The sequence below is a fragment of the Microcosmobacter mediterraneus genome (assembly GCF_031846265.1).
In the GTDB taxonomy this organism is placed as follows: Bacteria; Bacteroidota; Bacteroidia; order Flavobacteriales; family Flavobacteriaceae; genus Microcosmobacter; species Microcosmobacter mediterraneus.
Window position 1 is genome coordinate 214205 of sequence record NZ_JAVRIA010000005.1, and the last position, 20366, is coordinate 234570.

The 20366-nt window shown below is 32.6% G+C and carries 19 protein-coding genes; 9 read left to right on the forward strand and 10 right to left on the reverse strand.

Annotated elements, in window-relative coordinates; translation table 11 throughout:
- Positions 1 to 140 precede the first annotated feature (140 nt).
- From RM697_RS10465 to hemL, 3 genes are read left to right on the forward strand one after another with little or no spacing between them, the layout of a single operon-like run.
- Positions 141 to 1034, forward strand: a complete 894-nt coding sequence (locus RM697_RS10465; protein WP_311427838.1) for a 1-aminocyclopropane-1-carboxylate deaminase/D-cysteine desulfhydrase — start codon at positions 141 to 143, stop codon at positions 1032 to 1034.
- Complete coding sequence (locus tag RM697_RS10470; protein ID WP_311427839.1) at positions 1027 to 1827, forward strand: glucosaminidase domain-containing protein; 801 nt, start codon at positions 1027 to 1029, stop codon at positions 1825 to 1827. Before RM697_RS10465 ends, RM697_RS10470 begins: the two co-directional genes overlap by 8 nt.
- Complete coding sequence (gene hemL, locus RM697_RS10475) at positions 1827 to 3113, forward strand: glutamate-1-semialdehyde 2,1-aminomutase (RefSeq protein WP_311427840.1); 1287 nt, start codon at positions 1827 to 1829, stop codon at positions 3111 to 3113. The genes RM697_RS10470 and hemL overlap by 1 nt, the downstream gene beginning before the upstream one ends.
- A 49-nt stretch (positions 3114 to 3162) precedes the next feature.
- Here the strand turns inward: hemL and RM697_RS10480 are convergent, their stop codons facing one another.
- Both RM697_RS10480 and RM697_RS10485 read right to left on the reverse strand, forming a co-directional pair.
- Positions 3163 to 3486: a hypothetical protein gene (locus tag RM697_RS10480; RefSeq protein ID WP_311427841.1), complete on the reverse strand. Its 324-nt coding sequence runs from the start codon at positions 3484 to 3486 to the stop codon at positions 3163 to 3165.
- 119 nt (positions 3487 to 3605) lie between these two features.
- Positions 3606 to 4043 carry a DUF4890 domain-containing protein gene (locus tag RM697_RS10485; protein ID WP_311427842.1) on the reverse strand — a complete coding sequence of 146 codons (438 nt, stop codon included), beginning with the start codon at positions 4041 to 4043 and terminating at the stop codon, positions 3606 to 3608.
- 139 nt (positions 4044 to 4182) lie between these two features.
- Between RM697_RS10485 and RM697_RS10490 the strand changes: the two genes are divergently transcribed.
- Positions 4183 to 5061, forward strand: coding sequence for an alpha/beta hydrolase (locus RM697_RS10490; protein ID WP_311427843.1), 879 nt, complete (start codon positions 4183 to 4185; stop codon positions 5059 to 5061).
- Between the two features lie 34 nt (positions 5062 to 5095).
- Entirely contained in the window at positions 5096 to 5842 is a 747-nt protein-coding gene (locus RM697_RS10495; protein WP_311427844.1) for an alpha/beta hydrolase, read from the forward strand.
- Positions 5843 to 5893: 51 nt separating this feature from the next.
- Here RM697_RS10495 and RM697_RS10500 read toward each other — a convergent pair whose 3' ends face one another.
- The 6 genes from RM697_RS10500 to RM697_RS10525 form a co-directional block, all read right to left on the reverse strand.
- Positions 5894 to 8398, reverse strand: coding sequence for a zinc-dependent metalloprotease (locus RM697_RS10500; protein WP_311427864.1), 2505 nt, complete (start codon positions 8396 to 8398; stop codon positions 5894 to 5896).
- Between the two features lie 89 nt (positions 8399 to 8487).
- Positions 8488 to 9741, reverse strand: coding sequence for a fibronectin type III domain-containing protein (locus RM697_RS10505; RefSeq protein WP_311427845.1), 1254 nt, complete (start codon positions 9739 to 9741; stop codon positions 8488 to 8490).
- A gap of 106 nt (positions 9742 to 9847) precedes the next feature.
- Positions 9848 to 11539 (reverse strand): lysine--tRNA ligase, encoded by a 1692-nt coding sequence (lysS, locus tag RM697_RS10510; protein WP_311427846.1) that lies wholly within the window; start codon positions 11537 to 11539, stop codon positions 9848 to 9850.
- Positions 11540 to 11596: 57 nt separating this feature from the next.
- Entirely contained in the window at positions 11597 to 12487 is an 891-nt protein-coding gene (locus tag RM697_RS10515; protein WP_311427847.1) for a hypothetical protein, read from the reverse strand.
- A 77-nt stretch (positions 12488 to 12564) separates the two neighbouring features.
- Positions 12565 to 12984: a DUF1573 domain-containing protein gene (locus tag RM697_RS10520; RefSeq protein ID WP_311427848.1), complete on the reverse strand. Its 420-nt coding sequence runs from the start codon at positions 12982 to 12984 to the stop codon at positions 12565 to 12567.
- 110 nt (positions 12985 to 13094) lie between these two features.
- Positions 13095 to 14150: a helix-turn-helix domain-containing protein gene (locus RM697_RS10525; protein ID WP_311427849.1), complete on the reverse strand. Its 1056-nt coding sequence runs from the start codon at positions 14148 to 14150 to the stop codon at positions 13095 to 13097.
- A 107-nt stretch (positions 14151 to 14257) separates the two neighbouring features.
- Here RM697_RS10525 and RM697_RS10530 point away from each other — a divergent pair, with 107 nt between their 5' ends.
- From RM697_RS10530 to RM697_RS10545, 4 genes are read left to right on the forward strand one after another with little or no spacing between them, the layout of a single operon-like run.
- Positions 14258 to 14416 (forward strand): YqaE/Pmp3 family membrane protein, encoded by a 159-nt coding sequence (locus RM697_RS10530; protein WP_311427850.1) that lies wholly within the window; start codon positions 14258 to 14260, stop codon positions 14414 to 14416.
- Positions 14417 to 14462: 46 nt separating this feature from the next.
- Entirely contained in the window at positions 14463 to 15248 is a 786-nt protein-coding gene (locus tag RM697_RS10535) for a ubiquitin family protein (RefSeq protein ID WP_311427851.1), read from the forward strand.
- Between the two features lie 4 nt (positions 15249 to 15252).
- Positions 15253 to 15957: a lipoyl(octanoyl) transferase LipB gene (gene lipB, locus RM697_RS10540; RefSeq protein ID WP_311427852.1), complete on the forward strand. Its 705-nt coding sequence runs from the start codon at positions 15253 to 15255 to the stop codon at positions 15955 to 15957.
- Between the two features lie 54 nt (positions 15958 to 16011).
- Positions 16012 to 17598 (forward strand): T9SS type A sorting domain-containing protein, encoded by a 1587-nt coding sequence (locus RM697_RS10545; protein ID WP_311427853.1) that lies wholly within the window; start codon positions 16012 to 16014, stop codon positions 17596 to 17598.
- On the opposite strand, the gene RM697_RS10550 is transcribed toward RM697_RS10545, so the two are convergent.
- Entirely contained in the window at positions 17595 to 18644 is a 1050-nt protein-coding gene (locus RM697_RS10550) for a nucleoid-associated protein (RefSeq protein WP_311427854.1), read from the reverse strand. The two genes, RM697_RS10545 and RM697_RS10550, sit on opposite strands and share 4 nt — an antisense overlap.
- A gap of 120 nt (positions 18645 to 18764) precedes the next feature.
- Complete coding sequence (locus RM697_RS10555) at positions 18765 to 20309, reverse strand: OmpA family protein (protein ID WP_311427855.1); 1545 nt, start codon at positions 20307 to 20309, stop codon at positions 18765 to 18767.
- Positions 20310 to 20366 lie beyond the last annotated feature (57 nt).

Consider the following 20366-nt stretch of genomic DNA (forward strand, 5'->3'; position numbering starts at 1 on the left):
AATTTACATCACTTAACTGTAAAATATTTTACGCACTAAGTGATTGGTTTATATAGATTTAGGGTAACATGATATCGAAGGTATATAAATGTAACAATTATTGTGTATAAAGGCTATGAAAGTTAATATTAATCGTTAAAATGTTAATAAATACTAAAATAACAAATCAGTTTGTTGATAATGAACTTTTTATAAAGCGTGAGGACTTACTGCATCCTGTGATTTCAGGGAATAAGTTTAGAAAGCTTAAATACAATCTTACTGAGGCCAAACAACAGGGTTTAAAAACACTTTTAACCTTTGGTGGTGCATTCTCAAATCATATTACTGCTGTGGCAGCTTGCGGCCAAGCATTTGGTTTTAAAACCATTGGTGTTATTAGAGGTGAAGAGCTCAAAAACGATATTGATACAAATCCAACATTAACTTATGCTCAAAACTGTGGTATGCATTTAGAATTTGTATCTAGAGCAGATTATAAATTAAAGACTACAGAAGACTTCATATTGCAACTAAAAGAAAAATTTGGTAAGTTTTACCTTATCCCAGAAGGAGGTACTAATACTTTGGCAGTTAAAGGTTGTGAAGAGATATTAACTGAAGCGGACTCTAAGTTTGATTATATCTGCTGTGCTGTTGGTACAGGAGGTACTATTTCAGGTCTTATTAATAGCGCTAAACCGCATCACAAAATACTTGGATTTCCTGCCTTAAAAGGTGACTTTTTACAACAAGATATTCGTAAATTTGTAACGAAAACGAATTGGGATTTAGTTACTGATTTTCATTTTGGTGGATATGCCAAAATAAATAATGAGTTAATTACGTTTTTAAACGAATTTAAAACTCAACACAAAATCACCTTAGATCCTATTTATACTGGTAAAATGATGTATGGAATTTTTCAGCTAAAGCGGCAAGGCTATTTTTCTAAAGGCTCTAAAATATTAGTGATTCATACTGGTGGATTACAAGGTATAAAAGGTATGAATCAGCGTTTAAAATTAAAAGGATTACCTCAAATTGATGAATAAGATAAAATCTGACTTCTTATATATAATACTTGTATTATTGGTGTTTTCTTGTGGTCCAAAAAAAGGGATTATTATTAAGAAAGATAAAAGCAAAGACAAGCAGGTTAGTGCCACAGAAAAAGAATCTGAAACACCAAATGAAATCAAAAAATCTGAATCGTCAACTAAACCCATAACATCCGTAGATGCATATATTGATAGGTTTAGTGGTATTGCTAAAGACGAAATGCGTAAAAACAAAATTCCGGCCAGTATCACTTTAGCTCAAGGTATTTTAGAATCTGGCTCTGGTAAAGGGCGCTTATCTTTGGAAGCCAATAATCATTTTGGTATTAAATGCCATGGTTGGACAGGCAAGAAAATTTATCATGATGATGACCGCAGACAAGAATGTTTCAGGAAGTATGATAATCCCAATTCGTCTTATGAGGATCATTCCAAATTTTTGACGACTCGAGGTCGCTATTCTAAACTTTTTAAATTAAAGCCAGACGACTACAGAGCTTGGGCAAAGGGATTAAGATCAGCAGGTTATGCAACAGATCGTAAATATCCACAAAAGCTAATCAGCCTAATTGAACGTTATGAGCTTTATAAATATGATCAAGAAGTTCTAGAGAGTTCAGGCCTTAGAAAAAATTCTTCGAACGCTATTACCCATAAAGTGATAAAAGGCGACACGTTATATTCTTTGTCAAAAAAATATGGTGTTAGTATTGAGTCTATACAAAAACTAAATAATATTGAAGGTAACGCCATTTCTCTTGGTCAAGTATTGCAAATAAAAAACTAATGAATTATCAAAGAAGCAGTGCCTTATTTAAAGAGGCGGAACAGTATATTCCTGGTGGTGTAAATTCTCCAGTAAGGGCTTTTAAAGCTGTTGGAGGTACACCAATTTTCGCAAAGCGTGCTCAAGGTGCTTACGTTTATGATGAAGACGATAATAGGTACATTGATTATATTAATTCTTGGGGACCAATGATTTTGGGTCATGCTTTTAAGCCAGTTGTAGATGCAGTAATTAATCGCACAAAACAAGGCACTTCTTTTGGTATTCCAACGGCTTTAGAGACAGAAATTGCAAAACTTGCGGTTAGTATGGTGCCAAATATTGATAAGATTAGGTTTGTGAATTCTGGTACCGAAGCTTGTATGAGCGCAGTGAGGTTAGCAAGAGGATTTACAAAAAAAGATAAAATTATAAAATTTGCTGGTTGTTATCATGGCCATAGTGATGCCTTTTTAATACAAGCAGGAAGTGGAGCAGTAACTTTTGGGAGTCCAAATAGTCCTGGTGTAACTAAAGGTACAGCAAAAGATACTTTACTAGCAAATTATAATGCTATTGATAGTGTAAAATCCCTGTTAGCAGCAAATAAAGATGAAATAGCCTGTGTTATTATTGAGCCTGTTGCCGGAAATATGGGTTGTATACCACCTAAGGCTAATTTTCTCAAAGATTTAAGAATGTTATGTGATACACATAATATTGTTCTGATTTTTGATGAAGTTATGACTGGTTTTAGATTAGCTAAAGGAGGCGCTCAAGAATTATTTAATGTCAATGCTGATATCGTTTGCTTCGGAAAGGTTATAGGAGGAGGTCTGCCAGTAGGTGCTTTTGCTGCACGCCATGACATAATGAATTGTTTAGCGCCTTTAGGACCTGTGTATCAAGCAGGAACTTTAAGTGGAAATCCGCTTGCTATGGCAGCTGGATTAGAAATGTTAAAAGCTTTGAATTCTGACCAAGCCATTTTTAATAGACTAGAAGAGAAAACAAAATATCTTCATAAAGGTATTGAAAAAGTCTTAAGAAATCATGCTATAACCCATACGATTAATCGATTAGGCTCTATGATATCTGTTCATTTTGCTGAAGATGAGGTTGTAGATTTTGAAACTGCTGCTTTAGGTAATAATGATAGATTTAAACAGTTTTTTCATGGTATGTTAAACGAAGGTATTTATATAGCTCCAAGTGCTTTTGAAACCTGGTTTATATCTGATGCTCTAACTTATGAAGATTTGGATTTTACGATAGCTGCTGTAAAAAATGTTGTGAAAAGGCTATAAAAAAAGGCAGTATAAAACTGCCTTTAATATATAAATTAAATAATTTAGTCTAATCTAATTTTGCTTTTTTAAACGCTTGAAATTGCTCTTCGGTTAAAATTTCTTTTAAACGTTCATCCACGTATTTAGAGATTTTTGTTAAGCGTTGTTCAGCTATTTCTGGAGTAGAGGCTTCTCTACTTGCATATTTATAGTACTTAGTAAGCACAGCTACTACTTGTTCTCTTTGGTCTGCACTAAACTTAACAGTGCGTTTTAATTGCTCTGTTTTTTGATATGCTTTTTCTTTAAAAACGTTGTCTTGAGCAAAAGCATTTTGAGAACCAAAAGCTATTGCAAAAACAAAAAAGCAAAGTGTAATTATTTTTTTCATTATTCAGATTAATTTAGATTTTCAAGAAGTCTAAAATAAACATTTTTTTTTATCAAGCAGAAAAAAGGTGTTGAAAACCGTTCAACACCTTAAAATTCTAGATTAATATTAAATACAGATTAGGATCTTCTTTTCTGTTTTCCTTTTCTCTGGTGTTTTCCTTTTCTTTTAGTACTTCTTTCAAATTTTTTGTATTGTTCTTCATTTAATACGATTTTCATCTCTTTTTTAAAGGCAATTTGAGCATCTAAACGATCATTAGCCATTTTTAACTTTTCATCTTTAGAAAGTTCCTTCTTTTCTTTACCTTTTAAGGATTCAGCTTTTTCTTTTCTTGCTTTTGTTTGTTCTAAAAGGAGAGCGTATACTTTATCTTGTTGTGAGTCATCAAGATCTAGTCGCAAGGTCATGTGCTTTGTTTTTAGTTGTGCTAACTCTTCTGGATTCATGTCTTTGAACTGTTCCTTTCTCGTGTCATCTCCTCTTCTGTTATGATGTTCTTGAGCTATAGTTTGTAGGGATACAAAAGCAATAGCAATAATGATTAATTTTTTCATGTAATGATGTTTTTAATTTTTATTCTCTATTAAGACTTGCTAACTTTTACGAGGTTTAATTTGAAAATCAATTTTATAATTTGTTTAACAAAAAAATAGATCATTCAATTTTTACTATCTTGTATCAATAACATAGTCTATGGCATATTGGTTATCCACCATTGTATTAATTTTGAGTATTTATATTGCTATAAGTATAGCATTATATTATCTGCAAGATTATATGCTATTTAAGCCAGAGAAACTTCCAAAAGACTTTCAGTTTAATTACGATAATCAAGAAACCAAAGAGTATAATTTAGAAACTAGAGATGGTGCTGTTATTAATGGGCTTCGATTTTTTCCTAAAGGTGAGAGTAAAGGTGTTGTATTATACTTAAAAGGAAATTCTAAGAGTATAAAAGGGTGGGGAAAGTTTGCTGTAGATTTCACAAGGCATGGTTATAATGTACTTATGGTAGATTATAGAGGTTTTGGTAAGAGTACTGGTAGACGTTCTCAAAAAGCAATTAAAAGAGATTTGCAATTAGTCTACAATAAACTCAAAGAGATGACTACGGAAGATAGAATTATACTCTATGGTCGATCTTTAGGATCAGGTTTTGCGGCTAAATTAGCATCTATGAATAATCCTAAACTATTAATTCTGGATGCTCCATATTACAGTCTAACTAAGGTTACTGCTCGCTATGCACCATTTATGCCACTATCATTATTAATGAAATATCCATTACCGACCTATAAATGGTTAAAGTACGTACAGTGTCCTATTCATATTATTCATGGTACACATGACAAGTTGATTCCTTATAAAACTAGTGTGAAATTATCCCAAATTAATCCCAAGCTAACCAAATTACATACAGTAATTGGTGGAGGTCATAAAAATTTGAATAATTTTGAATCGTATCATAACATGTTAGATGATATCCTTAATTCGGAATCTAAAATCTTAGACCTTTCAACGACCAGCATTAATGTCATTCACTCCTCAAAAAAATCGAAAACAAAGGCTTAAAAAGGTAGCATTAATACTCCTTGCATTATATGTTATGATAGGAACTGCATTATATTTTATACAAGAAAAAATGATGTTTAGGCCAACAGTGCTAGAACAGAATTATCAGTTTCAATTTAATACATCTTTTGAAGAGGTTAATCTAAATGCTCAAGATGGAGCAATGATTAATGCTATTCATTTTAAAGCTAAAGATCCAAAAGGTGTTATCCTATATTTTCATGGAAATGCTGGTGATTTATCACGATGGGGAAAAATTACTGAGCGATTTGTAGATTATAACTATGATGTCTTTATCATGGATTATCGTACTTACGGAAAAAGTACTGGTAAATTAAGTGAAAAGGCTTTGTATCATGATGCCGAGTTATGTTACAATTACATTAATCAGTTTTATGCTTCTAAAGATGTGATAGTTTATGGACGTTCTCTAGGAACAGGTATTGCTGCCAATATAGCTTCAAAGCATGATGTAAAACAACTTATTTTAGAAACACCATATTATAGTATTGCTGACGTAGCTAAACATCGCTTTCCTATTTTTCCTGTTAAGCAATTACTTAAATACAAAATGCCAACGTATCAATTTTTAGAATCTGTTGATTGTCCTATTACCATTTTTCATGGTACAGACGATTATGTTGTGCCTTTTTCTTCTGGAAAAAAGCTAAAAGAAATCTCAAAACAATCCATTAATTTTATAGCTATTGAAGGAGGAAATCATAATAATCTAGCAGATTTTAAACTGTTCAATTCTGAAATAGAAAAAATTCTAAATTAAAAAAGGCTTCAAAATTAATTGAAGCCTTTTGAGTATAATAATTCTTATGCTTTATCCATTAGGATTTAAAATAGCATCGATTCGTTCTACAATATCTCGTAAATGAACCTTACTCATTTGATCACTAGTTCTGCTAACTGCTGCTCTAGCATTACGTTGTAACGTGTTTAACTCTGCTCTTACAACAGCTCTTACATCAGATTGACTTGTGTTTAAAGGTGTAACTTTAACATAAGGACTAAATGTTCTGCCAGATTGATTTGGTGCAGTCATTAAAAATGCTAAACGATCAATGTGTGCACGTTGTAAATTACGTCTGTACGTATCTATGGTTCTACCAGAACGAAGTTCTGACCAAACACCATTTCTAAGATCACGCATCATATCTAATAATTTATATGCATCGTTACCATTCATGGTTTCATTCTCAATCATTCGAGCCATTTTACCAAGACTTAAAATATTATTTAAGGTTCTGGCTTGTGTGCTTCTAACACGCTCTACTGAGCCAACAAACTGTATACGATTAAATATGTTTTCATCAATGAGCCAATCTGGTGTTTTAAATAAGTTGTCGATAACAAATTCCAAGCAATTTTTCTGATGAGCTTTTGGAACATGTGTGTAAACAGCACCTTCTTGTTCAGCTGTTTTGTAATGCTCATATACACCACCAATATTGTTAGAAACGTGTCCCATATATCTATTAAATTGAGATACTACATGACCATACATTTCACCTAGATCGTCATAATCTTCTCCTGCTTCTGTAGTCCATTCTATTAGGTTAGGTACAATACGCTTTAAGTTTTTAATACCATAATCACTAGCTAAAATAGCATCATCACCAAGATCTTCTGTTTGCGAACTAGGATCTACAACATCACCAGCTTGCTGATGTCCAAAACGATACATAGGATCTCCTGCATGATCTGTAATCCACTTATTCAATGTTGGTTTTTCGTCTTCTGCTGTTGCAGCGTCTAAAATAGGTCTATAACCCCATTCTATAGCATGTTTATCGTAAACTCCAATATTTGGCATTAAGGCTACACCTTCATCACCTGGTTGCGCTACATAATTAAAACGTGCATAATCCATAATAGATGGTGCAGTACCATACTTACTAGTAAATTCAGCATCACGAAGTTTTTCAACAGGATAAGCAACACTACTTCCCATGTTATGAGGTAAACCTAAAGTATGACCTACTTCATGAGCAGATACAAACCGTATTAAACGACCCATTACTTCATCTTTAAATTCTGGGCTTCTAGCTTCAGGATTAATAGCTGCTGTTTGCACAAAGAACCAGCCTCTTAGTAAAGACATTACATTATGATACCAATTGATATCACTTTCTAAGATTTCACCTGATCTTGGATCAGAAACGTGAGGTCCATTAGCATTTGGAATTGGCGATGCTAAATAACGTACCACTGAATAACGTACATCTTCTGGGCTCCATTCTGGATCTTCCATAATTGAAGGTGGATCTTTTGCAATGATTGCATCTTTAAAACCAGCAGCTTCAAATGCTACTTGCCAATCTTCTATACCTTGTTTTATGTATTTGCGCCATTTCACAGGTGTGGCTCTATCAATATAATAAACAATTTGTTTCTTTGGCACAACGAGTTCTCCTCGTCTAAATTTAGCCATATCTTCGTCTTTAACTTCTAATCTCCAACGGTCTAAATACGTTAGTGTTTTACTACGTTGATTTTCTTGACCATAATCTACTTGTCCACGAGCAAACCAACCAACACGTTCATCAAAATAACGACGTCTCATAGGTTCGCTAGGTAGTAAAACCATAGAGTTATTAATTTCTATAGAAATAGTTCCTGTACTAGAGTTAGAAGGAGGTCTCCCAGCAGCATACGTTTTTACATGACGTGCTTCTATATTTTGAGGATAACTTTTAATGGATTCAATGAACGATTTTTCACCATCCATACGTGTTACTCTGTATTGTGTTCTTCTAAATTGAGGTAATCCAAGGGCTTTAACATCTTTATTGAATAGGTTGGTAGCATCAATTACTGTATTCATAGAGTCTTTACTGAAGGCTTTAATTGGGAACGTGTATAATACAGGTTCAAAATTAGAATTCATTACAGCTTCATGAACAGGTAATGAATCTGCTGCATAGACTTGATGCGAAACTACTCTAAGGATTACTTTTTTATCTTTCTTTTGCCAGCGAAGCACTTGAGTATTCTGTTTTCCTCCACCAAAACCAATACCATTGGCAGTTTTAGAAATACGTGTAACCATAAGCATTTCTCTTTCAAATAGAGAATCTGGGATTTCGTAAAAATACTTATCGTCTATTTTATGTACAGCAAATAAACCTTCGTCGGTTTTTGCCTCTTTTGTAATAACCTTACTGTAAGGTTGAATATCGTTTTTACCTGGCTTTTTTGCTGGTGGCTTAGCCATAGCTGTTGTTCCAGATTTTTTTGATTTACTTGCTTTCTTGGTTGTAGAACATGACAATACCAAGAATACAGAAGCTAAGAGTACTAGCTTTGCATTAAAATGTTTCAAAATTGTTGGTTTAAAAGTTAGAGCGTGAAATTAACGATTATAAGACCAACTTTAAAACAACTAAGAACTTTTAATATTTCTTTAACGACTAATTATAAGGTGTCTAAATACGCTTGTAATAGTTCTACACCTTCATCATGGATAGTAGTAGTTCCTATAAATGGCATACTAAAACCAGGAATAAAATTACTGATTCGTGATTGAATACTAAAACGCTGATCAAAAATCTTAGAATCGTCAAAGGATGATTCAAAATCTAAGCGTAAAGGTGATTGTGTTTCACAAAAACCGCCTTTGATATGACAATGTGCACATTGAATATCAAAATATGCTCTAGCTCTTTGTTCTAACGTGTATGAATCGTCTGTCCAGACGGGAAGCGCTGAAACATTATCTGAAGACGATATACCTGTGATGTAATTTTCGTCAATAAATTGCTGTAATTGGTTAACACCATTTTTTACAAAATTTAATGTTCTTAACCTTGGACCTATTGGTGTTATTTCATTAAAGGTTTGGTGACATGTAAAACAGTCTGTGTTAGACGGAATTTCATAGTTAAGATTATTTATGTCACCTTCTGCATCTATCCAAGTTATTGGTACTACACTACCATCAAAATCTAGAACAGCGTCGGTTTGTGCATCATTCCACTTATAATCTGCTGTTTCCCAAGAGCCTTCTATTTTAATAAGTAGTCTTGTTTCTATAATCTTTCTTCCTAAAGATAAATTACGTTCATCGTTGTTGTAAAAAAATGTTTTTGCAATAACTGTATTATCAGGAAAAATTGGGAGTCCATCATCTTCATATCCTAATGTAGTGCCTATAGGTAAAGCTATAAAACGATGCTTGTGCGCATAGTCAGAAAATAAAGGAGTACTTAGCTCATATTCAAAAGCATAAGGCGTTGGTGTTAGGTCTGCAAGATTTCCAGAGAATAAATTCAAATCTGAAAGATTAGTTAAAAACTGTGGAATCACAGGTGATGCTAGAGTTGTAAAACTTTTAACCTCTGACCACAAGCTTACGTTAGAAACATCACATGATGTCTGCACATAGTAATCGTATGTAGTGTTCGCTGTTAATCCGGTTAATAAAAGTGAGTTTTCTGTGCTATTAATTGTAGTTCCTGATCCTTGTTCAAAACCAGATAATCCGTATTCAACAGTAAAAGAATTTGTGTTGTTTAAATCGTCCCATGACAACGCTACGGAATCAAAAGTAATATTTGATTCTTCCAAGTTTATTGGGTTAACACACTGTGGCACCATGGCATCGTCATCATCACCACATGAGATTAATACCAATGCAAATAGGCAGATAAAAAAGTTAAATTTTTTCATCGATTTGGTCTTTTTCTTTAAAAATAGCATGGCAAAATACTAAAATAGCTTGAATCTCCAAGAAGAATTCGATGAAATGGTGTATTGAATAGTGAACATGTTGGTATTACAATATTACTACAAACAGACCTTCTTCTGTTTTATTAACCTTTGCTAAGCTATTTTTAGTCAAGCTTTTAATGGTTTTATCCCATTTCTTGTTAGATAAGCCAGACTGAGATTTAAGATCATTTAAATTTATAGGTGAGTAGGTTTTTAAGATGTTAAAAACCGCTTTTTCCTCATCAGTCATAGCAATAGCCTTTTTCTCTGGTTTCATTTGAGGGAAGAATAAGACTTCTTGTATAGATTGATTATTAGTTAAAAACATAATTAATCTATCCATACCAATTCCCATACCTGAAGTAGGAGGCATTCCGTATTCTAATGCTCGTAAAAAGTCAAAATCTATAAACTCAGTAGCTTCATCATCACCTTTTTGCGCCAATTTCAATTGGTGTTCAAAACGTTCGCGTTGATCGATAGGGTCGTTTAATTCAGAATAGGCATTAGCTATTTCTTTACCACAAACCATAAGCTCAAAACGTTCTGTTAACTCAGGATTTGTTCTATGCTCTTTGCACAACGGACTCATTTCTTTAGGATAGTCTGTGATAAATGTAGGTTGTATATAGTTACCCTCGCATTTTTCGCCAAATATCTCATCGATAAGTTTGCCTTTTCCCATGGTGTCATTGACTTCGATTCCCATACCTATAGCAGCTGCTCTAATCTCATCTTCAGATTTTCCTGTAATATCAAATCCTGTAAAATGTTTAATAGAATCTGCCATAGTTACTCGAGCATAAGGCGCTTTAAAGTCTACATCATATTCGCCAAAAGTGGCTTTTGTAGTTCCGTTTACAGCAATAGCACAATGCTGTAACAGTTGCTCACAGAAATCCATCATCCAATTGTAGTCTTTATAAGCTACGTAGATTTCCATAGCAGTAAACTCTGGATTATGAGTTCTATCCATACCTTCATTTCTAAAGTTTTTAGAAAACTCATAAACACCATCAAAACCACCTACAATGAGTCGTTTTAAGTATAATTCGTTAGCAATTCTCATGTATAATGGAATATCTAAGCTATTATGATGTGTTATAAATGGTCGTGCTGCAGCACCACCAGGAATAGGCTGTAAAATAGGTGTTTCAACCTCAAAATATCCAGCATCGTTAAAAAACTGACGCATGGCATTAAAAAGTTTAGTGCGTTTAACAAATACTTCTTTAACGTGAGGATTCACAGCTAAATCTGCATAACGCTGACGATATCGCATTTCGGCATCATTAAACTCATCATAGGTATTGCCATCTGCATCTTGCTTTGGTAAAGGTAATGGTTTAAGCGCTTTACTTAATAGCTTAAAATCTTTTACCATAACCGTTTTTTCACCAACTTGAGTTGTGAATAATTCACCCTCTATACCAATGAAATCACCAATATCAAGAAGCTTTTTATAGACGTCATTGTACAAGGTTTTATCTTCTCCAATACATATTTCATCTCTGTTGAAATACACTTGAATACGACCTTCACTATCTTGCAACTCGGCAAATGAGGCCTTTCCTTGAATACGACGAGACATTAAACGACCAGCAATTACAACTTGTTTCTGGTCTTCAAATGATTCTTTAATCTGTTTTGAAGTATGATTAACAGGAAATAAATCTGCAGGATAAGGATTGATATTTAAGGCTCTTAATTTGCCTAGCTTTTCGCGTCTTACTAATTCTTGTTCTGAAAGTTGCATTCGTATTCTTTTGGAACTGCAAAATTACATTATTTCAAAACATAACGAAACACCTTTCTAATTAGATTTAATCCTATTTAAATTTTCAATAAGGTCTTGATTGTCTGGATGCAACTTAATTGCTTTTGTAAGTGTTTTTATGGCTTTGTCTTTGTTTCCACTTATACCTAAAGTATTTGCTAAACTCATGTAAGTTCTTGGTTGATCTGAAAACAATTTGGTGTTCAGCCTAAAGACTGTAAGGGCTTCTTCAATTTCGCCTATACCATAAAGTATGCGACCATAGGTATTGAGTTCAAACATACTAGAGACCTTACCATCATAGCGTTTTAAAAGCTTTTTTGTTTTCTTTTGAAGTCCGTTAAGACCTTCGTTTTTTAGAATATCATTTATTTCTGAAACGATTTGATAGTTTGGTTTGTATGTATTCTTTGTAATGATATTTTCAATATCTTTTTCATAACTATCTATTGGATGCTCTACAATACGATTTACTTCTTTACCATCTTTATAAAAAATGGCTGTTGGTACACGATGAATATTTAAACCAGCTTCATAATGCTCAGGACTTTGTTTGTACATATTTCGTTTTCTACTCAATGCTATAACAGTTAATTGATCCATACGGAAGTTTGAATCCTCTAAAACTTTAAACAATCTAGGAACTTCCTTTTTACTATCGCCACACCAAGTACCCAAAAACAGAAGAATATTGTAATTGTTGAGACCTTTTTCCTTTAAAATTTTGATAGTGTTTGTATTGGGATCATAAGCATTATAGTTTGCTGAAAACCAGGTTTTGTAATGTTCGCCTTCAAGGCCTTTTTTGTCAATTTTCCCTAGAAGAAAAGGAGTTTCTTCATCATTGGTAATTTCATGATTTAATGTTTGTGCTGAGGATAAGATTGGAATATATAAAATAGTAAAAGCAATGATTATTTGTTTCATGATTGGATGTATTTAGATTAATGGTATAGAAAAGCCCTTTGTCATAGTTATGAAAAAGGGCTAAACATAGTTATAGTTTACTTTGAGGCAATAACATTACCTTTTATTTTAAGGATTTTATTTCCGCCCTCAGCATTAGATATTACGGTTATTGTTTTTGTGAATGCACCAAGCTTTTTGGTATTGTACTTAATGTCTAAAGTTCCATCTTGTCCAGGCAAAATAGGTGCTTTAGAGTAACTTGGTACTGTACAACCACAGCTTGTTTTTACATTGGTAATTAATAATGGTGCATCACCAGTATTCGTGAAAGTGAATACACGTAATCCGTCTGAATTTTGTGTAATTGTACCATAATCTACAATCTCGGCTTCAAAATCTATAATTGCTACTTTGGCTTTATGTTCTGCCATAGCCATATCTTGAGCATTTAAAGATCCTAAACTAAATACACTAATAAGAATTAATGTAAGGTAAGTGTTTACTGTTCGTTTCATAATTAAAATTTTTATTGATTAATACTGGAGCAAACATCAATGAATTCTATAAAAAAATAACAGTAAATAGGGTTTGAAATCGGTACTAGTACCTGGTTTGATTTTCTTAACTACTTGTTAAATAGATCTTTAACTTCGTCTCTAGATTGCACATTTAACTTTCTGTAAATATTATTTGTATGTGTTTTTACAGTACTAAGACTTACAAACATAGTTTCTGCAATCTCTTTATTGGTTTTATTTTCTAAAACACAGTTTAAAATATTCTGTTCTTGCTTTGTAAGTTTTGCTTTAAGGTGGCTTGTTTCCTGAGATTGCTTTCGTTTTTTACTAATAAAAAATAAGATATTGCCAAGAATTGAAAGGGCTAATAAAGCGAAGAGTATATAGTTCCATTCAAAATCATTGGATCTATCGTTATTAGTAATTGAAAACTGATCGGAAGCTAATTCGGAGTCGTATTGCTTAGAATATTTGGTATTTGCATAATATGACGCTAAGCGATCTTGAAGTCCAATATAATAACGGTTAGATTCTAAATCCTCTAGGTAATAATCGTGTAAATCGCTACTACGATCAGATAAGAACGAATAAATGTAAAGTTCGGCTAAGGGCTCGTTGAGTTCCTTACCAAAGTCTTGTAGCTTTTTAAACCATGTTTTATCATTAAGCCTTCTATTAGCTTCACTTCTAATTTCCGTGTAGGCAAAACGCATCTCTTCTTTAAGAGAATCTACTTTAGCAATAGTTAATGATTTAGGATTATTTGAGGTAACATCACAAAACATCTGTTTATCAAAAGTTAGTGGAAAGTGAATGGTGTCTTTATTTCTGGCAATAAAAATAATCTCCTTACTATCTTCACAATGTCCATCAAAATGATTAGAATCTTGGTCGTCTTCTGGGCAATTATCTACATGTATTCTATATATACGTTGTTCAGGTTCTAATGCACTTCCTTCAAACTTAAAGAAACCAGTAGAATCGGCTTTAGCTTTTGCTATGATTTGTTCAGAATATACTCCAGATAATTTTCTGTAATCTTCAACAATAGATAGGTAAGCTGTATTCTGCCATCGTTCTGCATCAACATATCCTGTAAATGAATATTGAGCAAAACTGTAGCTATTAATTAATAGTGTCAATACAACGATAACACGCTTCATAGGACTAAGCTACTATAATTTATGAGATTTAAAAACGTTTTTAGCATTTGTAACAAACTTTACAAATTATCGACTTATAGGTATCATCAATCAAATTTATATTTACTATGAGTATTTGGAGAGTATTACTTTCTATTTTTTGCCCACCTTTGGCTGTCTTAGATAAAGGTTGTGGTTCTATTATTATTGTCTTCTTACTATGGCTTTGTGGTTGGGTTCCAGGAGTTATAGCAGCATTAGTTATTATTAATAATCCTGACAGATAAAAATGTATCTTTGTAATATTAATCTAATCATTACATACACATTATTATGAAACATATTTTATCAATATTAGCACTGCTTTTTGTATTAACAAGTTGCAATTTTACCGAAGAAATTACTTTTAAAGAGGATGGATCTGGAGAGTTTGTTATGACTTATGATATGGCAGGAGTTATGGAAAAGATGAAGGAAATGGGTATGGACAGCTCTTCTGAAGAAAAGGAACCAGAAAAGATGGATAGTATCATTTATTTTAAGGATATTTTCGAAGAACGTGCTGATAGCATTGCTAAATTATCAAAAGATGAACAACAGCGTTTAAAGGCATTGGAGAGTTTTGTAATGAAAATGCGAATGGATGAGGCTGAAGGTATCTTTGATATTGGAATTGGAACTTCTTTTGATAATTTTAATGATTTACCAGAACTTATTAAAAGACTAGATGAAGCAAAGAATATGAATTCTCAAGGCGCAGGTCAAATGTCTCAGATTAACAATACAGCTGTGGCTAAAGCTACTGAGAATAGTTTGGAAATGGTTGATTTTAAATATGATGGTAAATCGTTTTCTAGATCTTTTAAAGATGATATTGAAAGGTCTGAGGACGATTTAAAAGCCTTAAAGGAAGAGATGGAGCAAATGGGAGAAGCTAAGGATGTTTTTGAATCTATGAGCTATACCTTGGTTTATACTTTTCCTAAAAAAATTAAATCGGTTTCTAACAACAAAGCCATTGTTGATGAAGATGGTAAAACCGTTCGTTTAAAAATGAACTTCATGGAAATGATTAAGTCGCCAGAACTTATGAATTTAGATGTCGTTTTAGAGGATTAACGTATTGAACAAAAAAGTACAAGTCCAAGACTTAGGACTTAAAGATTATAAGGAGACTTGGGATTACCAAGAACAGCTCTTTAAATCTATTCTTGACACAAAGATTAAGAACAGGAGAGAAGCTGCTGGATTAGAAACAGACAATCACTTTTTATTTGTTGAGCATCCTCATGTATATACCTTAGGTAAAAGTGGTGATATTAGTAACTTGTTAGTAGATGAAGCGCAATTAAAAGCAAAACATGCTAAATTTTACAAAGTAAACAGAGGTGGTGATATTACTTATCATGGGCCTGGACAAGTTGTTGGGTATCCAATTTTAGATCTTGATAATTTTTTTACAGATATCCATAAATATCTCAGATTTCTTGAAGAGGTAATTATTAGAACACTAGCAGAATATGATCTTATAGCAGAACGTAGTAAAGGCGAAACAGGTGTTTGGTTGGATGTAGGAACACCTTTTGCACGTAAAATTTGCGCTATGGGAGTTAGAGCAAGCCGTTGGGTTACAATGCATGGCTTTGCGCTTAATGTTAATGCAGATTTAGGGTATTTTGATTTGATGATTCCTTGCGGAATTAAAGGGAAAGCGGTCACATCACTCAATGTTGAATTAGGTTTAGAAAAAGTTGATGAAACTGAAGTTAAGCAAAAGCTTATAAAACACTTTAGCGAACTTTTTGAAGCCGATGTAGTAAATATCTAAAATAGTTGGGTAACATATCTTATTTTTCCTAACTTGTTACTAAATCGGTTATTTATGAAAAGACTATTACTCTTACTCTCAGTTTTTATCTTGTTTACAATTTTAGGGTTCTCTCAGAATACATTCCACTATGTTGTAGAGTCAATTCCTTATCAAGAATTTCAAGAAGAAGATGTTATTCAATTTAATAGCGATGATATCTATTCTAATATTATTGATATACCTTTTAATTTTAGTTTTTATACAACACAAAATATAACTGAATTTGTTATTGGTTCTAATGGTACAGTGACTTTTGATTCAGCTCTAGCAAATGAATTCCAAGAATGGAATCTTGGTTTTGACAATCCGGTTTTGTTACCTTCAGAAGATTTGCCTTATCCTGGGATTTTAGGACCTTTTCATGATATGAATAATTCGGTTTCTACCACCGGTGGAGTCTATACAGGAATAACAGGTGTTTATCCTAATAGAAAATTTTATACTGTATTTGAAGACATAGCTCAGTTTCAGTGTGAATATTTATTTTCGTCCTCACAAATAGTTATGCATGAAGACACAGGAGTAATTACAGTAAATATTAAGAGTAGACCAGTTTGTGAGGATTGGAATGGAGGATTAGCGGTTTTGGGTCTACAAGCTTCAATTAATGATGAGCTAGTTGGAATAACTGCACCAGGAAGAAATACGAGTGCTTGGGGAAGTGCTAGTGAGGCATGGCGATTTACACCAATAGATCAGTTTAATGGTTTTAATAGCATAGTTTGTGATACTGATAGTAATGGCTCTGAAGACTTCGATATCGATGCTTATAAAGCTTTTATATCAAGTTTACTAAATGTAGATCCTGAACTAGATGTAGTTAGTGTTTTAGATTCAGAAGGGAATTCAGTTTCAGGTACAATCACCTTTGTTGAAGGCGATAATATGCCAGAAAACGAATACATTTTAGTGCTTGGAGATAATGAAGGTTTTACGATTAACTTTTCAGTATTAGATTGTAGTGCTGATGATGATAATGATGGCTTAGTTAACAATGAAGAAGACTTAAATGGAAATGGTAATTTAAATGATGATGATACTGATGCTGATGGTATTCCTAATTATTTAGACGATGATGATGATGGTGATTTTGTACTCACTAATATTGAGTTAGTCTTTGATGATACTTTGAATAGAGGAGGCAATAGTCCAGGGTTTTTAGATACAGATGGTGATAACATTTTTAACCATTTAGATATTGATGATGATGGTGATGGAGCGTTGTCATTAGATGAAGATTATAACGGAAATGGAGATCCAACAGACGACGACATTAACAATAATGGTATACCAGATTATTTAGATAATGATGCTTTGAGTATAGATGATATTAGTATTAATTCTACTTTACTATCTGTATATCCAAATCCGGTAAAGGATAATTTGAGTATAGAATTTGCTTCTCAGTTAAACCTTGAAGGAGAATCTTTTACGCTTAAAATTTATGACTATTTAGGTAGAAAGATTTCACAACATGTGTCTTCTGTGAATTCTAGTTTGTTATATGTAGATATATCTTACTTAGCTTCGGGTAATTATGTAGTAGTTGTAGAAAATGATAGCTTTAGAAAAGCTAAAAAGTTTGTAAAAAAGGATTAATTTTCTTCATTAAAATAAACTTTATAATAACTCATTTTTTTGGCTTCATCATAGCCTCTTTCAAGATATTCTGCAGAAGCATCTGGCGCATCTACATCTAGTTTTATTTGGATATTAGTATCTAACTTAATTTCAGTTTTTAGTTTCTTTTTCTGTTTTTTTAAGACAACTTCTGACACATCAAACTGATTTCTAAGTATAATCTGATGCTCTTTTTCATAAGCTTTTTTATAATCTTCAAAAAGTTCCAAAACAGTGTCTTCTTCAAAAATATGATCTTTAAATTTTGCAACATTAATAACTTCATTTTCTTTGAAAAAATCCACGGTTTTTGCTAAGAAATTCCCTTGTTTGTGTTTACCAAATTCTGGTTGTAAAACTTCTGATGAAAAGTCGCTACAAAGTTCTAAATAGTTCTTGGTGTTTTGATTAAAATCATCAGGAAATTTAATATTTAAAAAGCTTTTTGTCCAGTAATGTGCATCATTATTATTGTGGTCTACACTTAAAATAATATTGCCTTCTTCGTCTGTTGTATTGAGTATTAAAACACCTTTATCTATCTTTTTAGAAGAGATTCCTTTTTGCACATAGATATCATAACTATTGCCTTCTAAATGTGTTTGAAAAAAATCGCTTTTTGTTTCTATTTTGAAGATGCCAATGGCATCCGTAAAATAATCTTGATATTGGATATCTTCAAACTTACAAATGGCAACATCTCCTGTTTTTATTTGTGCAGAATTAGACTGCTCAAATAGATGTGTAACGATATGTTTTGAGGTCTCAATAAATTGAGAGTCATCATTCAAAATCTGACCTGTATAAACATTTATTTCGTTAAGATTTACATCAGCATGGTGATTAAAACGATAGCTTTCTACAAGGCTCCCAAATGGTTTTAATAAATAGGAAAGCATTAAATGATACGTAGCTTCGTCAAAGTCTACACATTGCTCAGAAAATACGTTTTTAGATTGATTAAATTTATTACCAACTTTATGAATTATACATTTAGAAATCGAGGCTTTTGTACGCTTAATCATGTGGAATTTTTATGATAAATTTTATGGAATACAATAGTACTAAAATACAGTTGTATAACATAAAAAACGCCAGAGAAAACCCTGACGCTTTTTGATTTAGGGACTTATCGTTCTAATCGATTAGATTTTTACAAATTCTACGCGTCTGTTTTGTGCTTTACCATCAGAGGTTGCATTATCTTTTATAGGCTCTGATTCTCCTTTGCCATCAGTTTCTAAACGCTCACCAGAAATTTTATAAATAGTAATAAGTGCTTGCTTTACTGCATTAGCACGAGCTTTAGAAAGCCTCATATTAGCATCATCAGATCCATCAGAATCTGTGTGACCTATAATGTTTAATTTTAGGCTTTCATCTTGCATTAATACCTGAGAAATCTGACGAATAATACCATAGGATTGAGGTAATATTTTATCAGAACCAGAATCGAATAATATACCATTTGTAGAGATTCTTCCTTCACTTAATAATTTTCGTCTTAGGTCAACACCTCCTTCGGCTACTTTTAAATTTCCTATAAAAACACGTTCTTTCCCTTCTTTTAGTGCAGACAAACTAAACTTAATACTTTGCATTGGAGAATTATCGGCAATCATTCTTGGGATATCTACATATTTTTTTAGATTCACCCATAATCTAAAGCGTTGCTTATTTACAGCAATTGATATGTGAGGTTTATTTAATATTTCTTTTCTAATATCAGCTTTTATACTACTGGTAATAGTATTTTTATTATTTAATTTGTTTCTTAAATTTATTGATGCAGTAACGTATTGACACAAAGGGATTCTTGCAACAGCATAATTAGTCCCAGTTTTAAAAGTATTGTTATCTTCCAGTTTTACTTCAAGTCTAGCTGAAGATGACGTCTTTTTATCTATACCAGATACGAGTAAGTCAAATTCAATAGTGTAATCTTCAGGTAGTCCATTCAGTATATCTGGAATGAAAAATACACCATAGCCTTGCTTTAAATCAAACCATTTTTCTTTGTTTATAGTAACCACCTCACCACTACCATTGGTGTTCCATTTACTCGGAAAATCACCGATAAAATCTTGAGAAAAATCATCAAAAAATAAAAGTTTATCACCTGGAACAAAATCAAATTTACTGGAGACTTCTATGTTGTCAGAAATATTTGTTGGCTCTTCCTCTTTGTTATCAGCATTAGGAGTTTCGCTTGAACCATTATCAGATTCAGAATTATGTGTGTCTTCTGAATCGCTTTCCTCTGTATCTTCTTTTTCTTTATCGCGTTCTCGTTGACCTAGTAATAATTCCTTAGCCGTTTTAATACTATATTTTAAAGCTTTTTTAGCTTTATTAATCTGTAAGGTGGCTTTACCTTGTTTTAAAACACCAGCACCATCTAGGTCTGAAAGAATATTAGGTGCGCTCTCGCTTAAGGCAGTCATTTCGGTTAAGGCGTCTTCCAAAACATCGATATCTTCGTCATCTAAAGGTGTACCAGATTCTGCATAACCATCATATTTGTAGACCTTATCGTAGAGATCAAAAGACTCTTGTACAAAAGTATCTACACTACTAATGCCAACTCGGCTTTTTGGACGCTTAATTTTTTTGGTTTGGGCTTCTAAATTTGGAATAACAATAAGAGTTATTAAAAGGAATGAAAGTGTTTTAGAGAATTTAGAAATCATTATGATGTAAAGTAAAGATTAATAGCTTCTTTAAAAGTAAGGATTACTTTTTAATTT